Below are 15,647 nucleotides of genomic sequence, written 5' to 3'. Positions count from 1 at the left end.
CGCCGCCGACAGTGGCCGCCCACGAGCTCGGGGGTTCTTGCGCTAGTGCCGCGGCAGGCAACGTTTGCCCGTCAAGGAGCGGCGTCCGGTGCGTGCTCTCGTCGTGCCGGCCGGAAGCCCTCGTACTGGATGTACTTGGGCTTTCGGCCGGTGCGGCGGTGGGGGTACCTCCCGCTCGAGCGAAGCCGAGAGTGGGGGAGCGTGCCGGGCGTCGCGACGGGGCAAACGTTGCCTGCCGGGGCACTAGTGAACCCTCGTATAGAACGGCCGTATCCGTTCCCTCATCCACTCCCCCACCGGATCCTGTGCCACGTCCAGCAGGATCAGGTTGACCGGCCACTTGACCGGGACGTTGCCCATGGCTCGGCCCAGGGCGTCCAGGGGGAGTTCGCGGAGGTCGCCGTCGAGGTGGGAGAGCTCGACGCCGACGAACATGACCGGGTCGGCCGTTTCGATGGCGGCGAGGCAGCGGCGGGCGGTGAGGACCACGCCCGTCGCCTCGAACTCGGCGGAGGCGGCGGCGAGGAAGTCCACCGGGTCGTCCTGCCAGTCGGGCTCGAAGAGGCGGACGCGGCCGCCGGTGGCGGGACCGTCCAGCACGGTGCGGCCGGCGCGGCACAGCTCGGCCACGGCCGGCGGGGGAAGCGGGACGCCGACCACGCCGTCCGGGTTGACGAGGATGCCGACCTGCGGGGGCAGCCCGCGGGCGAACTCCACCGCCGGGGCGATCGTGTACGACATGTGGGAGCCGACGACCTGACGGAACTGTTCCTCGGAGCTGAACACGGGCACGTAGACCTGGCCCTCCAGCTCCAGCGTGGGCAGGTCGAGCGGGCCGCTGTGCGGGCCGCCGCCGCTCGGCAGGGGCACCCAGACGAAGCTGCGGCCGAGCACCTCGACGATCCGGCCGCCGGCGCCGGGCATGCCGAGGGAGGCGGAGAGCACCTCCTCCAACTCGTTGCCGGGCCATCCGCCGTGGGGATGGGGGTGCGCTTGTGCCGGGAAGTCCGGGGAGACCGGGAAGTCCGCCGGGGGGAAGTCCATCTGCCTACCGCCTGCTGGGAACCGCTGCTGTGGCTGAAGGCTAGCGGGTACCGGGGGACTTTCCTCAGTCGTCGAAGCCCCCGTCCGCCCCGTGGGTGTCAGGTCCTGTCCCGGCCCGTGAACCCGATGCGGCTCAGGGAGTCCGCCGCGTCGCGGTCGAGCAGGACCGCCGAGCCGACTCCCGCGGGCAGCCGGCCCTTCTCCACCGCGCGGATGAGGTGGGCGGCGGCCCTGCGGTGGCGCAGGAACGCGTACCGCGAGACACCCCGGCCGCGCTCGCGCTGGCCCTCGATCGCGGTGTCCGGGGTGACGTCGAGCAGCAGCAGGTGCAGGGTGCCGCCGCGGCGGCGGGCCTCGCGGGCCAGCCAGTCGCGCACCCAGGCCTGCGTACCGCAGTCGTGCACGACGACGCCCTCGCCGGTGCGCAGGGCGCGGCGCAGTCCGGCGTAGTGGGCGAGGCGGACCAGGGGGCGGTAGACGGCGTAGGGCAGGAAGCGGGGGGCGCGGGCGTCCCAGCGGTCGCGGACGTCCTGGGAGTCGATCCGGATGCCCCGGACGGCGCGCGCCATGAGCGTGGACTTGCCGCTGCCGGGCAGGCCGGTGACCACGACCAGGTCACGGGGGCCGAACAGCAGGCCGTGCGGGCTGTGGCCGGTCCGCTCCCGCAGGTCACGGACGACGGGCACGGTGTGCGGGTCGCACGCCCGGCGGGCCCGGCCGGTCGGCTGTGCGGGCAGCGCGGGCAACGCGAGCGCCGAGGTGGTCGCGAATGCCGTGGTCCTCGCCGTGGTCCTGTCCACCGTGATCGTCCTCCCCAGAGGTTCGGGTAAGTCCCTCATCCCCATCGAGCGTAAAGAGAAGGTAATGCGCGGTGTCTAGTGTTTTCGTGCGCGTACCGACACAAGCCGGTTACAGATGCGGCCTGCCACGATCGGGTGAAGGCGTGCGATGATGTCCGCGCCAACTGCATACCGGCCGCTTGAATCCGCGCGGGAGAGTCCCCAGCAGCAGTTTCGCCGGGGCGCCGAAGGAGCAAGTCCCTCCCTTGAATCTCTCAGGCCCCGTTACCGCGCGGGCGAGGCACATCTGAAAAGCGGACCGCCGTCGCCGGTGGTCCCACCCAAGGTGCAAGCCGTGACCTGCGTTCTTCGAGACGCGGGAGGTCATGGCGAACCTCTCAGGTTCCGATGACAGATGGGGAGGAACGACCTCGCCCGTCCGCATTGGGAGACGACTGTCCGATGAGCAGTACCGCTATCCGTCGTACCGCGCTCGATGCCCTGCATCGCTCGCTCGGCGCGACGATGACCGACTTCGCCGGCTGGGACATGCCCCTGCGCTACGGCTCCGAGCGCGACGAGCACAACGCCGTGCGCACGAAGGCCGGCCTGTTCGACCTCTCGCACATGGGCGAGATCACCGTCACCGGCCCGCAGGCGGCCGCCCTGCTGAACTTCGCCCTGGTCGGCGACATCGCCTCCGTCGGTGTCGGCCGCGCCCGCTACACCATGATCTGTCAGGCCGACGGCGGCATCCTGGACGACCTGATCGTCTACCGGCTCCAGGAGACGGAGTACCTGGTGGTCGCCAACGCCTCCAACGCCCAGGTGGTGCTGGACGCGCTGGTGGAGCGTTCCTCCGGGTTCGACGCCGAGGTGCGGGACGACCGGGACGCGTACGCCCTGATCGCCGTGCAGGGGCCGCAGTCGCCGGGGATCCTGAAGGCCCTCACCGACGCCGACCTCGACGGCCTGAAGTACTACGCGGGCCTGCCCGGGACCGTCGCCGGGGTCCCCGCGCTGATCGCGCGCACCGGGTACACCGGTGAGGACGGCTTCGAGCTGTTCGTGAAGCCGGAGCACGCGGTCGGGCTGTGGCAGGCGCTGACCGAGGCCGGAGCGGGCGCCGGGCTCGTCCCCTGCGGTCTGTCCTGCCGGGACACCCTGCGCCTGGAGGCGGGCATGCCGCTGTACGGGCACGAGCTGAGCACGTCGCTGACGCCCTTCGACGCCGGGCTCGGCCGGGTCGTGAAGTTCGGGAAGGACGGCGACTTCGTGGGCCGCGAGGCGCTGGCGGAGGCCGCCGCCCTCGCGCAGGAGAAGCCCCCGCGCGTCCTGGTCGGCCTGGTCGCCGAGGGCCGCCGGGTGCCGCGCGCCGGGTACGCCGTCGTCGCCGGTGGCGCGGTCATCGGTGAGGTCACCTCGGGTGCGCCCTCCCCCACGCTGGGCAGGCCGATCGCGATGGCCTACGTCGACGCGGCGCACGCGACGCCGGGCACGTCCGGCGTCGGTGTGGACATCCGGGGCACCCACGAGCCGTACGAGGTCGTGGCGCTGCCCTTCTACAAGCGTCAGAAGTAGCCCCTCCGGTGATGCTGAGCACGTAGTCGCTGCTCAGGCACGCCTTCAGCAGTCCCCCATTCATCAGCACTCCCCCGCGTACAGGAGAATTCAGGCCATGAGCAACCCCCAGCAGCTGCGCTACAGCAAGGAGCACGAGTGGCTGTCCGGCGCCGAGGACGGCGTCGCGACGGTCGGCATCACGGAGCACGCGGCCAACGCGCTCGGCGATGTCGTCTTCGTCCAGCTCCCGGAGGTCGGTGCCACGGTGGCCGCGGGCGAGACCTGCGGCGAGCTGGAGTCGACCAAGTCGGTCAGCGACCTGTACTCCCCGGTGACCGGTGAGGTCACCGAGGTCAACGAGGACGTCGTCAACGACCCGTCGCTGGTCAACTCCGCCCCCTTCGAGGGCGGCTGGCTGTTCAAGGTACGCGTGGCGGAGGAGCCGGCCGACCTGCTCTCCGCCGACGAGTACACCGCCTTTTCCGCCGGCTGAGGAGTCGTAGACGCATGTCCGTCCTGAACACGCCCCTGCACGAGCTCGACCCGGAGATCGCCGCCGCGGTCGACGCCGAGCTGAACCGCCAGCAGTCCACGCTCGAGATGATCGCCTCGGAGAACTTCGCTCCGCTCGCGGTCATGGAGGCGCAGGGCTCGGTCCTGACCAACAAGTACGCCGAGGGCTACCCGGGCCGCCGCTACTACGGCGGCTGCGAGCACGTCGACGTCGCCGAGCAGATCGCGATCGACCGGCTCAAGGAGCTGTTCGGCGCCGAGTACGCCAACGTCCAGCCGCACTCGGGTGCCTCCGCCAACCAGGCCGCCCTGTTCGCGCTGGCCCAGCCCGGCGACACCATCCTGGGCCTGGACCTCGCCCACGGCGGCCACCTCACCCACGGGATGCGGCTGAACTTCTCCGGCAAGCAGTTCGACGTGGTCGCCTACCACGTGGACGCCGAGACCGGCCTGGTCGACATGGCCGAGGTCGAGAAGCTCGCCCAGGAGCACCGCCCGAAGGTGATCATCGCGGGCTGGTCGGCGTACCCGCGGCAGCTGGACTTCGCCGAGTTCCGCCGGATCGCCGACGAGGCCGGGGCGTACCTGTGGGTCGACATGGCCCACTTCGCGGGCCTGGTCGCGGCCGGTCTCCACCCGAACCCGGTGGAGTACGCGGACGTCGTCACCTCCACCACCCACAAGACGCTGGGCGGGCCGCGCGGCGGCATCATCCTGGCGAAGAAGGACTTCGCGAAGAAGCTGAACTCGTCCGTCTTCCCGGGCTTCCAGGGCGGTCCCCTGGAGCACGTGATCGCGGCGAAGGCGGTCTCCTTCAAGGTCGCGGCCTCGGAGGACTTCAAGGAGCGCCAGCGCCGTACCGTGGACGGCGCCCGGATTCTCGCCGAGCGTCTGACGGCCGCGGATGCCCGCGAGGCCGGCGTGAACGTCCTGTCCGGCGGCACGGACGTCCATCTGATCCTGGTGGACCTGCGCGCCTCGGAGCTGGACGGGCAGCAGGCCGAGGACCGGCTCCACGAGGTCGGCATCACGGTCAACCGCAACGCCGTACCGAACGACCCGCGTCCCCCGATGGTGACGTCCGGTCTCCGGATCGGCACGCCGGCCCTCGCGACCCGCGGCTTCACGGCCGAGGACTTCGCGGAGGTCGCGGACGTGATCGCGCAGGCCCTGAAGCCGTCCTACGACGCGGAGGGCCTGAAGGCCCGGGTCAAGGCCCTGGCCGACAAGCACCCGCTGTACCCCGTTCTGAACAAGTAGTTCCTTTTCGGCGGCCGCCCCGCACACTCTTACCCGTACGGGTGAGCGGGGCACCCGCCGAGAAACCATCTGCACCACCCGACGGACACCGTCGTCCGCCGAAACCCTAGGAGTCCCCCGTGGCCATCTCGGTCTTCGACCTGTTCTCGATCGGCATCGGCCCGTCCAGCTCCCACACGGTCGGCCCGATGCGCGCGGCACGCATGTTCGCGCGGCGACTGCGCAGCGACGGTCTGCTGACCGCCGCCACGAAGGTCCGCTGCGAGCTGTACGGCTCGCTCGGCGCCACCGGCCACGGTCACGGCACGCCGAAGGCGGTCCTGCTCGGCCTGGAGGGCGCCTCGCCGCGCACGGTGGACGTGGAGACGGCGGACGAGCGGGTGGATCAGATCAAGGAGTCGGGCCGGCTGCGGCTGCTCGGCAAGCACGAGATCCCCTTCTCCTTCGACGACGATCTCGTCCTGCACCGGCGCAAGGCGCTCCCGTACCACGCGAACGGCATGACGCTGTGGGCGTACGACGCCTCCGGCACGGAGCTGGTCTCGAAGACGTACTACTCGGTCGGCGGCGGTTTCGTCGTGGACGAGGACGCGGTGGGCGCGGACCGGATCAAGCTGGACGACACGGTGCTGAAGTACCCCTTCCGCACCGGCGACGAGCTGCTGCGCCTGACCAAGGAGACCGGCCTGTCGATCTCCTCCCTGATGCTGGAGAACGAGCGGGCCTGGCGCACGGAGGAGGAGATCCACGAGGGTCTGCTGGACATCTGGCGGGTCATGCAGGCGTGTGTCTCCCGGGGCATGTCCCGCGAGGGCATCCTGCCGGGCGGTCTGCGCGTGCGCCGCCGCGCCGCGGTCACCGCCCGCCAGCTGCGGGCGGAGGGCGACCCGCTGGCCCACTCGATGGAGTGGATCACCCTGTACGCGATGGCCGTGAACGAGGAGAACGCGGCCGGCGGCCGCGTGGTCACCGCCCCCACGAACGGCGCGGCCGGCATCATCCCGGCGGTCCTCCACTACTACGTCAACTTCGTCCCCGGCGCCGACGAGGAGGGCGTGGTCCGCTTCCTGCTGGCCGCCGGCGCGATCGGCATGCTCTTCAAGGAGAACGCCTCCATCTCCGGCGCCGAGGTCGGCTGCCAGGGCGAGGTCGGCTCCGCCTGCTCGATGGCGGCGGGCGCCCTCGCGGAGGTCCTGGGCGGCTCCCCCGAGCAGGTCGAGAACGCGGCCGAGATCGGCATGGAACACAACCTCGGCCTCACCTGCGATCCGGTGGGCGGCCTGGTCCAGATCCCCTGCATCGAACGCAACGGCATGGCCGCGGTCAAGGCCGTCACCGCCGCCCGCATGGCCATGCGCGGCGACGGTTCCCACAAGGTCTCCCTGGACAAGGTCATCAAGACGATGAAGGACACCGGGGCGGACATGAGCGTGAAGTACAAGGAGACGGCCCGCGGAGGGCTCGCGGTGAACATCATCGAGTGCTGAACCGCAGGAACCGAGACGGGGGTTTCCGTATGCGTGGGTCGATCAGTGCCGTCAGCAGCAACGGCACGTACTCCTTCACCAAGCCCAACCGCGACAGCATCACGCTGATCGCGGGGCTGGGGGTGGAGGGGGACGTGCATGCCGGGGTGACGGTGAAGCACCGGTTCCGGATGGAGCGGGATCCGTCGCAGCCGAATCTGCGGCAGGTGCACCTCATGCACGAGGAGCTGTTCGAGGAGGTGCGGGCGGCCGGGTTCGAGGTGGGGGCCGGGGAGCTCGGGGAGAACGTGACGACCCGGGGGCTGGATCTGCTCGGGCTGCCGGTCGGGGCGCGACTGCGGCTGGGGGCCGAGGCGGTGGTCGAGGTGACGGGGCTGCGGAATCCGTGTGCGCAGATCGACGGCTTCCGGAAGGGGCTGCTCAAGGAGGTCGTCGGGCGGGGTGCGGACGGGCGGCCCGCCTTCAAGTCCGGGATCATGAGCGTCGTACTGCACGGGGGTGTGGTGCGGCCCGGGGATCCGGTCACGGTCGAGCTGCCGGACGGGCCGCACCGGCCCCTGGAGATCGTGTAGTTGCTCCGGTTACCCGGTTACCCCTTGAATGCCGCCGGGCGCTCCGGGCTCGCCTCCGCCAGTGCCTTCGTCACCTCGGCCACGCCGGCCCGCAGACCGTAGACGGGGGTGTCGGGCTGCTGGCGCCAGGAGTCGTCGATGCCGCCGGCGTCGACGGTGTCGAAGCCGAGCTCGTCGATGAGGGCGCGGACCCTCGCCTTGGCGGCCTCGTCGTCGCCGGCCACCGGCAGGGCCATCCGGCCGGGGTCACCGGCGGGGAGCGGGCGGTCCAGGATGTCCTGGGCGTAGGTGCCGTTGAACGCCTTGATCACGGGGTGGCCCACGCGGCGCTCCGTCCAGCGGCTCTCGGTGATGCCCTCGTCCTCGATCTCGTCGACACGGCCGTCGCGCTGCTGGGGGTAGTAGTTGTTGGTGTCGATCACCGCCACGCCCTCGGCCGCTCCGTCGAGGACGCCGGAGGGCAGGTTCGGCACCGCCTTGACCGGGATCGTGATCACCACGACCTCCGCCCCGCGCGCCGCCTCCTCGACGGCGACGGGCGTCGCTCCCGTCTCCTCGGCCAGCTCCGTGAGCGTCCGCGGTCCCCGCGAGTTCGCGACGGAGACGTCGTGGCCGAGGGCGGTGAGCCGCCGGGTGAGGTTGCCGCCGATGTTGCCCGCGCCGATGATGCCGATCTTCATGGCAGGTCCTGCGCCTTCCGTCGAAGTAAATGCATGCGCATACGTCCGACTGGCGACAACCCGGGCCGGCCGCGGGCTATTCCCTGACAGTTCGAAAGGGGGCGCCCCGTCGGGCGCCCCCTTCCTCCCCTGCTCACTTGCTCAGGTACGTCCAGAACTCGTCGAACGACAGGACCTTGTCGCCGTTGAGGTCGCGGCTCTTGATGATGACCTCGGCAACCGACTCGGTGACGTTCCAGTCGCCCTCCTGGGCCAGGGCGGTCTTGAACTCGGCGGCGGTGATGAAACCGTCCCCGTCCGTGTCGATGCGCTGGAACTGCTTGCGTGCTTCTTCGATGTCGGCCACCGGTCCGCCCCTTTTGTTCGCGTTTACCTGTCGTGCTGGCGTAGTGCCGCAGGTCAGATTAACGGCCCGCGCGAGCGCGGAGTGCGGCGACCACCCAGGCGAAGTCCTCCGCGTGCGGGGGCGCGGGCTGCCGGTTCACCACGGCCAGGAGTTCGCGGTACCGGGCCACCCGTTCGTTGAAGCCGGCCGTCATGCGTTCGAGTACGGCGGTCAGGTCGGCGTCACCGAACAGTTCCCGCAGCAGTTCGTCGGCCTCGGGCGCGTCGGGCGCGGTGCCGCGCTCCCGCGCCGGGCCCACCAGGTCCACCAGCCGCTTGGCGAACCACAGGGCCTGGCCTCGCGGAGCATCCGGGCTCCGGTCGGCCGCGTTGAACTCGACCGCCCGCCGCATCTGCGCCCGGAAGCCGGGGTCCTGGAGCATCTCCGCCAACTCCACCCAGGCGTCGACCTGCTCGGGCGTCGGATCGTCGGCGAGATCGACGGCGGTGCGCCGCATCCGCTCCCGGATGTCCGGGTCCACGGTGTCGAGCCCGTGCAGCGCCTCCTCCACGAACTCCTCCATGATCCGCTGCCGTTCGGCCGCCGACAGCCGTGCCAGCTTGTTCATCAGGGTCGCCTCCTTCGCACTGGAACCACGTCGTGCCACGGTCGACAGCACCGCACGGATCACCTTGAGCGAGCGGATCTGCGCGTCCAGCGCGGACACGTGCGCCGCCGCCACCTCCGCGACCGTCCGCTCCCCCGCCAGTACCCGGCGCACATCGGCCAGGCCGAGGCCCAGCTCGCGCAGCGTGCGGATCAGTTCCAGGCGGGCGGCGGACTCGGCGTCGTAGAGCCGGTAGCCGCCCGTGGAGCGGGTCACGGGGGTCAGGACGCCCTCGTCGGACCAGTAGCGGATGGTGCGCACGGTCAGCCCGGTGGCGCGGGCCAGCTCACCGATGGTGAAAAGTCCGGTGCCGTCGTCGATCATGGTGGTGAGTCTGGGCCTTCCAGTGGGTGGAGACTCAAGAAGCGCGAAGGGGGCGGGTGGCCGTGGAGACACTGCGGGACATTCTCGATGCGGCGGCGCGGGGTGTCTTCCCGCCGCCGGACGGCGGGACGACCGTCGTGCCGCAGCACGCGCACCGCGACGCGGGAGTCCTGTCCTTCACCGCGCACTCCGTCGTCTTCACGGACGAGGATCCCGCGTGGGTGTACGAAACTCTGCACCGCATGGACTGCGATCCCCTGTCCGCCTCGATGAACCCGCGGTTCCTGTCGGCCCTCATGGAGCGCACGGGACGTACGGCCGAGACGATCGACGCGATGCTGGTGGGCTCCCCGCTGCCGGGCGAGCCGCCGGTGCCCCTGACGGAGATCGAGGACCAGGAGCATCCCCGCATCCGCTATGCCCTCCGCCGGCGCGACGACATACGCGTGTGGGCTGCGGACGGCGGGGTGCTGGTGACGGGGCGCGGGATCGCCGGCCGGCTGGAGGTCTCCGTGGAGGTGGACGAGGCGCGGCGGCGGGAGGGGCTCGGACGGCTGCTCGTGACCGCCGCCCGGCATCTGGCCGACGAGCCGGTGTGGGCCCAGGTGGCGCCGGGGAACGCCCGCAGCATGCGGGCGTTCCAGGCGGCGGGTTACGTACCCGTCGGCGCCGAGGCGCTGCTCAGTGCCACGGCACGTACCCTCAGGGCGGCCCAGCGCCCTCAGGGCGGTCGGGCCTAGCGGAAGATTCCGGTGTGGCCGAGGGAGTAGCGGCCCGGCTGCGGGTAGACGGCGAGGCCGTGCGGGCCGCTGCCGACGGGGATGCGGGCGAGCTGTTTCCCGGTGCGGGTGTCGATGGCGTACACCTCGGCGTCGTAGCGGCCGGACAGCCACAGGACCTTGCCGTCCGCCGAGACGCCGCCCATGTCGGGGCTGCCGCCGTTCGGCAGGCGCCACTTCCTGGTCACCTTGTTCTCGGCGAAGTCGAACACGGAGACGGTCCCCTCGCCCCGGTTGGAGACGTACATCTCGCGGGAGTCGCGGCTGACGTACAGCCCGTGGGTGCCCTTGCCGGTGGGCAGGAACCTCGGCTTGCCGAAGCCGGCGCCGTCGACGATCCACATGCCGTCGGCCTTCATGTCGGCGACGTAGAACCGTTTGCCGTCGGGCGAGACCTTCACGTCCTGCGGCATCGCGCCGTCGTAGGGCAGCTTCTGCTGCCCGATCACCTTCATCTTCTCGGTGTCGACCTTCAGCAACTCGCCGCTGAACTCGCAGGACACGATGAAGTACCGCCCGTCGAGGGAGAAGTCCGCGTGGTTGACGCCGTAACAGGTGACCGGTTCGGTCTTGATCCGCTTCATGGTGTGCGGGTCGCGGAAGACGAGTTCGCGGTCGAGGGAGGCCATGACGACGGCGTACTTGCCGTTGGGCGTGAAGTAGAGGTTGTACGGGTCGTGCACCTCTACGGGCTTGCCCGCCTTCCCCGTCCTCGGATCGATGGGGGTGAGGGTGTGCCCCCGGTTGTTGTTGACCCAGAGCGTCTTCAGGTCCCAGGAGGGCACGACGTGCTGCGGCTGCCGTCCGACGTGCAGGGTCTCGATCACCTCGTACGTCTTCGGGTCGATGACGGAGACGGTGTCGGACTCGGTGTTGGGGACGTAGACCCGGGACGGGAAGTCCTTGACCACCGGGGAGAGCCGGTTCGGCCGGTCGGCGGCGTAGACGTCCTTCGGGTCCAGGACGGGCGGCATGCCGGGCAGCCCGTCGACGGCAGGCTTCTTCACCGGAGCGGGGACGGCGGCCTTGGTGGTGGCCCGGCCGGAGCCGCCGTCGGCCGGGGTGCCGCAGGCGGCGAGGGCGGCGAGGGCGGCACCGGTGAGCAGGGCGCGGGTGAGGAGTGGGGGATGCATCAGCCGATCAGCTCCGTGGTGGTGACCGCGCGCAGTCCGCGGCGGGCGAGTTCGTCCAGTACGGCGGGGAGCGCGGCGAGCGTGTCCGCGTACCCGAAGTGCAGACTCACGACGGATCCGGCACGGATCGCGCGCAGGACGTTGGCCGTGACGGCGGGGCCGCCGGGCGAGGTGAAGTCGAGGGAGTCGACGTCGTAGGAGAGGACGTGGGGATAGCCGGCGGCGCGGGCCAGCCGCTCCACGAGCGGGGAGGCACGGGCGGCGCGGGAGGGCCGGAACCAGGTCCCCACCGACCCGGTGAGCCGTTTGAGCCGTACGGCGCACTCGTCGATCTCGCTCCGCGCCTCCGCCTCGGACATGGCGTTGACGGCGAGGTGGCGGTGGGTGTGGTTGCCGAGGTCGTGGCCGCCGTCGAGGATGCGGCGGGCGAGGCCGGGGTGTTCGTCGAGCCAGGTCCCGACGGCGAGGACGGTGACCCGCGCCCCGTGCCGCTCGGCCTCCCCCAGGAGGGCCTCGGCGAGGGCCGGTTCGCCCTGCCCGTGGAAGGTGAGGGCGACCCGGGGGCGGTCGCGGGGGCCGTGGGTGATCTGGACCGGCTGTCCGGGGAAGGCGCGGGGGCCGGGGGCGGTGAGGGGGTGGGCGGGATCCCGGGACTCGGGCGCGGGGCGGGTGTCCCGGGCACCGGCTCCGGAGGCGGAGCCGGACGGCGAGGATCCGGGCGGGGCGGAGCCCGGGGGCACGCCGGACACGGATCCGGCGGAGGACGAGCCGGACACGGGGCCGGCGGAGGACCCGGACGGGGAGCACCCGGCGGCGAACGCGCCCCCGGCGACCAGCCCGGCACCCATCCGCAGCGCGGCACGGCGGTCGGTCGAAGTCACCCGCACCATTTAAGGGGCAAAAAGTAAGAAACCGGGTCATTCATCCGCGTGGCGACCGGAGTCGGCGTCGGGCGACGAGCGACCCGGGTACGCCCGGACCGCACCCGCATGACACTCTGTAGCCCTTTCGCGAAGGGTGGTCCCCTTGAACTCCCAGGAGTCGTTCCGCCTGAGCATCCCGCAGCGGACGCTCCCCGTCGCCGTCGCCTTCCCGTGCGCCACGCTCCTGCTGTACGCGTGCCTCGCCTTCACCGACGACCCGATGGGAGCGGGCGAGCTGGGGCGGACGGTCGGCTGGGCCTGCTTCGGCGTCGCCGGTGTCGCGCTGCTCCGGCGCAGCCACGGCATCCTCCTCACCGAGGACGCCCTGGTCGTCGTCAACGGGTGGCGACGAACCCTCCCCTGGGCCGGCATCGACCGCCTGGAAGTCCGCCGCACCCTCGGCGTGCGCCAGGTCGTGGCCCACACCAAGGACGGCCGCCGCACGACCCTGCCCGCACCGACGTCCTTCCTCGACAAGCGGTTCGAGGACAAGGTCCGCACGCTGACGGAACGGTGGCAGGAGCGGCGGGACCCGGAGCCCCCCATGGGCTGAGCCCGGACGGGCCGGGTCAGCGGTCGGCCACCCGCATCTCGAACCAGGTCGTCTTTCCGCGGGGCAGCAGGTCCACGCCCCAGCGGTCGGAGAGCTTGTCGACGAGGAAGAGGCCGCGGCCGCTGATGTCCAGTTCCTGGACCGGCATCAGACAGGGCAGGCCGCGGGAGGGGTCGCGGACCTCGACCCGGATCCAGCCGCGGCGGCGGCGCAGGCGGAGGCCGAAGACCCGGGCGCCGGTGTGGCGTACGGCGTTGCCGACGAGCTCGGAGACGAGGAGGACGGCGTCCTCGGTCATCTTGGGGGTCAGGCCCCACTGGCGCAGGACGACGACCTGGGTGAGCCTGCGGGCCGTGGCGGCCGACTCGGGGCGGGAGGGCAGCGGAACCTCGCCCTCCGTGGGGTTGCCGAACAACTCCAGCGCCTTGAGCGCCCGTTCGTCCTCGACCGCAGGCGACCAGCGTGCCGCGGCCACACGCCCGTGCCCCCGCGGCTGTTCGAAACCCTCCAGCCCCGCCATGCCCCCATCATGGCGGCCAGGAGCGCCCTCCGGGGCCGTTCCGGCGGAATACGCCCCCCGCACGACCCCGTTCCGCAGGATTCGTCCGGCATATGCCAGGGGCAGTTCGGAGCGCGTTGAAGCCCTGCTGACCTGCGGTGACGGCTCCTCTGGAGGCAAGCCCCAGACCCCCTCGACAAGGCAGGCTTAAGGTCGCCTTAAGGTTCCCATAAACCGCCCCATCGAGGGACCCGGATGAGACACCCCGTCAATTGCAAGTGGTTACGGGCATGTTCAGAGTGATGTGCCTCACGCCACCAAGGGGGTGTTTCTCACAGGAACTTGGCCTTGCCGGGCCCGTCCTCGACGAAGCTCCGCATGCCGATCTCGCGGTCGGCGGTGGCGAACAGACCCGCGAACCAGTTGCGTTCGACCGCGAGACCGGTGTCGATGTCCGTCTCCAGACCGGTGTCGATCGACTCCTTCGCGGCCCGCAGCGCGATCGCCGGGCCCTGCGCCAGCTTCGCGGCCCAGGCGTGCGCCTCCGTGTACACCTCGGCCGCCGGGACCACCCGGTCCACCAGGCCCAGGGTCAGCGCCTCGTCCGCCTTGACCATCCGGCCGGTGAAGATGAGGTCCTTCGCCTTGGAGGGGCCGACCAGCCGGGACAGCCGCTGGGTGCCGCCCGCGCCGGGGATCAGCCCGAGCAGGATCTCCGGCTGGCCCAGCTTGGCGTTGTCGGCCGCGATCCGGAAGTCCGCGCACAGCGCGAGCTCGCAGCCCCCGCCCAGCGCGTACCCCGTCACGGCCGCCACGACCGGCTTGGGGATACGGGCCACCGCCGTGAAGGAGTCCTGCAGGGCGCGGGCGCGCAGGACCATCGCGGTGTGGTCCATGTCCTGCATCTCCTTGATGTCCGCGCCCGCCGCGAACACCTTCTCCCCGCCGTACACGACGACGGCGCGGACGTCGTCCCGGCGGGTCGCCTCCTCGGCCAGCTCCTTGAGCCGGTCCTGCGTGGCGACGTCCAGGGCGTTCATGGGCGGGCGGTCGAGGCGGATCGTGCCGACGCCTTCGGCGACTTCGAGATGTACGGTCATGGCAGCAGGTTAACCAGCATTAACGACGACGAACCCGGTGCCGTTGGTCACAGCACCGGGTTCGTCGCGAAGCAGCGCGGACGGCCTACTTCTTCCAGTCCGCCCAGGAGATGTTCCAGCCGTTGAGGCCGTTGGCCGGGTCGACCGTCGGGTCGGTGGAGTTCTTCACGGTCACCACGTCACCGATCATCGAGTGGTTGAAGAACCACGCGGCGGGCACGGAGCTGTCGTACCCGCCGCGCACGTCGCGCAGGCCTATGCAGCCGTGGCTGGCGTTGTAGTTGCCGAAGGCGCCGCCGCCCCAGTAGTTGCCGTGGACGAAGGTGCCGGAGTTGGTCAGCCGCATGGCGTGCGGGACGTCCTTGATGTCGTACTCGCCGTCGTAGCCGACCGTGTCGCCGTTCATGCGGGTCACCGTGAACTTCTCACTGATGACCATCTGGCCGTTCCAGGTGGCGTAGCCGGGCTTGCCCGTGGTCACCGGGATGGTCTTGACGACCTTGCCCTCCTGCATGACCTTCATCGTGTGCTTCTTGGCGTCCACGATGGACACCTGGTTGCGCCCGATGGTGAAGGAGACCGTCTTGGACTGCTCGCCGTAGACGCCCTTGCGGCCCTCGACGCCGTCGAGGTTCAGCTTCACGGTGACCTTGGTGCCGGCCTTCCAGTACTCCTCGGGCCGGAAGTCCAGGCGGTCGTTGCCGAACCAGTGGCCCTCGACGTCCACGGCCGGCACGGTCGTGATCTTGATGGCCTTCTCGACGTCGTCCGGCTTGGTGATGCCCCGGGTGAAGCGGATCGAGAACGGCATGCCGACGCCGACCTCGGAGCCGTCCTCGGGCGTGAAGTTGCCGATGAAGGTGTTCTGCGGGCTCAGCGTGGTGAACGAGGAGTCCTCGGCCGCCGTACGGCCCGCGGAGTCCTTGGCGACCGCGTGCACCTGGTACTTGGTCGACGCCGCGAGATGCGTCGCGGGCGTCCAGCCGCTGCCGTCGGCCGAGATCGTGCCCGAGATCTTCGTGCCCTCGTCGTCCTTGACGGTGACCTCGGTCAGCTTGCCCTTGCTGGCCGTGACCTTGAGGGTGCCGCTGGTGTCGACGTCCTTGGCACCGGTCTTCGGGGCGATCGTGACGACCGCCTCCGACTGCTTGCTCTCGGCAGCGGCGGTGCTGCCCTTGTCGTTCTTGTCCTTCGCGTCGGACCCGGAGTCCGAACCGCCGCCCCCGCCGCACGCCGTGACGGCGAGCAGCATCCCGCCGACGATCAGCGCCAACCGCCTGTTGCGGCCGCGCGAGCGCCCGCCAACCGACGCCCCCGATATCGGTCGCACGTTCAAGTCGTTCTCCCCTCCCGGGCCTGGTCAGGCCCCCACCCCCGCGCACCCCGCGCGATCATTTGCGCATATTAACCGCACGGTTTTGAGCTTCGTGTCAGGTGAATGTCACC

The 15,647-nt window shown here is 70.9% G+C and carries 17 protein-coding genes and 1 riboswitch; of the genes, 7 read left to right on the top strand and 10 right to left on the bottom strand.

Features of this window, described 5'->3' with window-relative positions:
- Positions 1-243 precede the first annotated feature (243 nt).
- Positions 244-1,044 (bottom strand): enhanced serine sensitivity protein SseB, encoded by an 801-nt coding sequence (locus tag ACIRF9_RS41305; RefSeq protein WP_403833466.1) that lies wholly within the window; start codon positions 1,042-1,044, stop codon positions 244-246.
- Between the two features lie 98 nt (positions 1,045-1,142).
- Complete coding sequence (locus ACIRF9_RS41300; RefSeq protein ID WP_403833465.1) at positions 1,143-1,844, bottom strand: AAA family ATPase; 702 nt, start codon at positions 1,842-1,844, stop codon at positions 1,143-1,145.
- A 180-nt stretch (positions 1,845-2,024) separates the two neighbouring features.
- Positions 2,025-2,124, top strand: a riboswitch (glycine riboswitch).
- A 161-nt stretch (positions 2,125-2,285) separates the two neighbouring features.
- Here ACIRF9_RS41300 and gcvT point away from each other — a divergent pair.
- From gcvT to ACIRF9_RS41275, 5 genes are all read left to right on the top strand, one after another.
- Positions 2,286-3,404 (top strand): glycine cleavage system aminomethyltransferase GcvT, encoded by a 1,119-nt coding sequence (gene gcvT / locus ACIRF9_RS41295; protein ID WP_403833463.1) that lies wholly within the window; start codon positions 2,286-2,288, stop codon positions 3,402-3,404.
- A 97-nt stretch (positions 3,405-3,501) separates the two neighbouring features.
- Positions 3,502-3,879, top strand: a complete 378-nt coding sequence (gcvH, locus tag ACIRF9_RS41290; RefSeq protein WP_403833461.1) for a glycine cleavage system protein GcvH — start codon at positions 3,502-3,504, stop codon at positions 3,877-3,879.
- Between the two features lie 14 nt (positions 3,880-3,893).
- Entirely contained in the window at positions 3,894-5,159 is a 1,266-nt protein-coding gene (gene glyA, locus ACIRF9_RS41285; protein ID WP_403833460.1) for a serine hydroxymethyltransferase, read from the top strand.
- A 119-nt stretch (positions 5,160-5,278) separates the two neighbouring features.
- Positions 5,279-6,646, top strand: a complete 1,368-nt coding sequence (locus tag ACIRF9_RS41280) for an L-serine ammonia-lyase (RefSeq protein ID WP_403833458.1) — start codon at positions 5,279-5,281, stop codon at positions 6,644-6,646.
- Between the two features lie 29 nt (positions 6,647-6,675).
- Positions 6,676-7,218 carry an MOSC domain-containing protein gene (locus ACIRF9_RS41275; RefSeq protein WP_403833456.1) on the top strand — a complete coding sequence of 181 codons (543 nt, stop codon included), beginning with the start codon at positions 6,676-6,678 and terminating at the stop codon, positions 7,216-7,218.
- A 17-nt stretch (positions 7,219-7,235) separates the two neighbouring features.
- Here the strand turns inward: ACIRF9_RS41275 and ACIRF9_RS41270 are convergent, their stop codons facing one another.
- The 3 genes from ACIRF9_RS41270 to ACIRF9_RS41260 form a co-directional block, all read right to left on the bottom strand.
- Positions 7,236-7,898 (bottom strand): NADPH-dependent F420 reductase, encoded by a 663-nt coding sequence (locus ACIRF9_RS41270; protein ID WP_403833455.1) that lies wholly within the window; start codon positions 7,896-7,898, stop codon positions 7,236-7,238.
- Positions 7,899-8,031: 133 nt separating this feature from the next.
- The gene (locus tag ACIRF9_RS41265) at positions 8,032-8,244 is read right to left on the bottom strand and encodes an EF-hand domain-containing protein (protein ID WP_403833453.1); all 213 of its coding nucleotides are present in this window, start codon (positions 8,242-8,244) and stop codon (positions 8,032-8,034) included.
- Positions 8,245-8,302: 58 nt separating this feature from the next.
- Positions 8,303-9,214 carry a MerR family transcriptional regulator gene (locus ACIRF9_RS41260; protein ID WP_403833450.1) on the bottom strand — a complete coding sequence of 304 codons (912 nt, stop codon included), beginning with the start codon at positions 9,212-9,214 and terminating at the stop codon, positions 8,303-8,305.
- A gap of 62 nt (positions 9,215-9,276) precedes the next feature.
- Between ACIRF9_RS41260 and ACIRF9_RS41255 the strand changes: the two genes are divergently transcribed.
- On the top strand, positions 9,277-9,954 hold the full coding sequence (locus tag ACIRF9_RS41255) for a GNAT family N-acetyltransferase (protein ID WP_403833447.1): 678 nt from the start codon (positions 9,277-9,279) through the stop codon (positions 9,952-9,954).
- On the opposite strand, the gene ACIRF9_RS41250 is transcribed toward ACIRF9_RS41255, so the two are convergent.
- Positions 9,951-11,126 (bottom strand): YncE family protein, encoded by a 1,176-nt coding sequence (locus ACIRF9_RS41250; RefSeq protein ID WP_403833445.1) that lies wholly within the window; start codon positions 11,124-11,126, stop codon positions 9,951-9,953. The two genes, ACIRF9_RS41255 and ACIRF9_RS41250, sit on opposite strands and share 4 nt — an antisense overlap.
- Positions 11,126-12,016, bottom strand: a complete 891-nt coding sequence (locus ACIRF9_RS41245) for a polysaccharide deacetylase family protein (RefSeq protein ID WP_403833443.1) — start codon at positions 12,014-12,016, stop codon at positions 11,126-11,128. The genes ACIRF9_RS41250 and ACIRF9_RS41245 overlap by 1 nt, the downstream gene beginning before the upstream one ends.
- 136 nt (positions 12,017-12,152) lie before the next feature.
- On the opposite strand from ACIRF9_RS41245, the gene ACIRF9_RS41240 reads away from it, so the two are divergent.
- The gene (locus ACIRF9_RS41240) at positions 12,153-12,602 is read left to right on the top strand and encodes a hypothetical protein (protein ID WP_403833440.1); all 450 of its coding nucleotides are present in this window, start codon (positions 12,153-12,155) and stop codon (positions 12,600-12,602) included.
- A 16-nt stretch (positions 12,603-12,618) separates the two neighbouring features.
- Here the strand turns inward: ACIRF9_RS41240 and ACIRF9_RS41235 are convergent, their stop codons facing one another.
- From ACIRF9_RS41235 to ACIRF9_RS41225, 3 genes are all read right to left on the bottom strand, one after another.
- The gene (locus ACIRF9_RS41235; RefSeq protein WP_403833653.1) at positions 12,619-13,227 is read right to left on the bottom strand and encodes an ATP-binding protein; all 609 of its coding nucleotides are present in this window, start codon (positions 13,225-13,227) and stop codon (positions 12,619-12,621) included.
- Between the two features lie 206 nt (positions 13,228-13,433).
- Positions 13,434-14,201, bottom strand: a complete 768-nt coding sequence (locus ACIRF9_RS41230) for an enoyl-CoA hydratase/isomerase family protein (protein ID WP_403833438.1) — start codon at positions 14,199-14,201, stop codon at positions 13,434-13,436.
- An 85-nt stretch (positions 14,202-14,286) separates the two neighbouring features.
- Positions 14,287-15,537: an Ig-like domain-containing protein gene (locus ACIRF9_RS41225; protein WP_403833435.1), complete on the bottom strand. Its 1,251-nt coding sequence runs from the start codon at positions 15,535-15,537 to the stop codon at positions 14,287-14,289.
- Positions 15,538-15,647 lie beyond the last annotated feature (110 nt).

Origin of the sequence: Streptomyces sp. NPDC096132 (assembly GCF_044763345.1) — a bacterium.
In the GTDB taxonomy this organism is placed as follows: domain Bacteria; phylum Actinomycetota; class Actinomycetes; order Streptomycetales; family Streptomycetaceae; genus Streptomyces.
This window is presented reverse-complemented; position numbering and strand designations above follow the sequence as displayed.

Bases quoted from the DNA above. Each gene is read 5' to 3' on its own strand.
- ACIRF9_RS41260 (WP_403833450.1), bottom strand. From the start codon at position 9,214: ATGATCGACGACGGCACCGGACTTTTCACCATCGGTGAGCTGGCCCGC.
- glyA (WP_403833460.1), top strand. From the start codon at position 3,894: ATGTCCGTCCTGAACACGCCCCTGCACGAGCTCGACCCGGAGATCGCC.
- ACIRF9_RS41305 (WP_403833466.1), bottom strand. From the start codon at position 1,044: ATGGACTTCCCCCCGGCGGACTTCCCGGTCTCCCCGGACTTCCCGGCA.
- ACIRF9_RS41250 (WP_403833445.1), bottom strand. From the start codon at position 11,126: ATGCATCCCCCACTCCTCACCCGCGCCCTGCTCACCGGTGCCGCCCTC.
- gcvH (WP_403833461.1), top strand. From the start codon at position 3,502: ATGAGCAACCCCCAGCAGCTGCGCTACAGCAAGGAGCACGAGTGGCTG.
- ACIRF9_RS41230 (WP_403833438.1), bottom strand. From the start codon at position 14,201: ATGACCGTACATCTCGAAGTCGCCGAAGGCGTCGGCACGATCCGCCTC.
- ACIRF9_RS41245 (WP_403833443.1), bottom strand. From the start codon at position 12,016: ATGGTGCGGGTGACTTCGACCGACCGCCGTGCCGCGCTGCGGATGGGT.
- ACIRF9_RS41270 (WP_403833455.1), bottom strand. From the start codon at position 7,898: ATGAAGATCGGCATCATCGGCGCGGGCAACATCGGCGGCAACCTCACC.
- ACIRF9_RS41275 (WP_403833456.1), top strand. From the start codon at position 6,676: ATGCGTGGGTCGATCAGTGCCGTCAGCAGCAACGGCACGTACTCCTTC.
- gcvT (WP_403833463.1), top strand. From the start codon at position 2,286: ATGAGCAGTACCGCTATCCGTCGTACCGCGCTCGATGCCCTGCATCGC.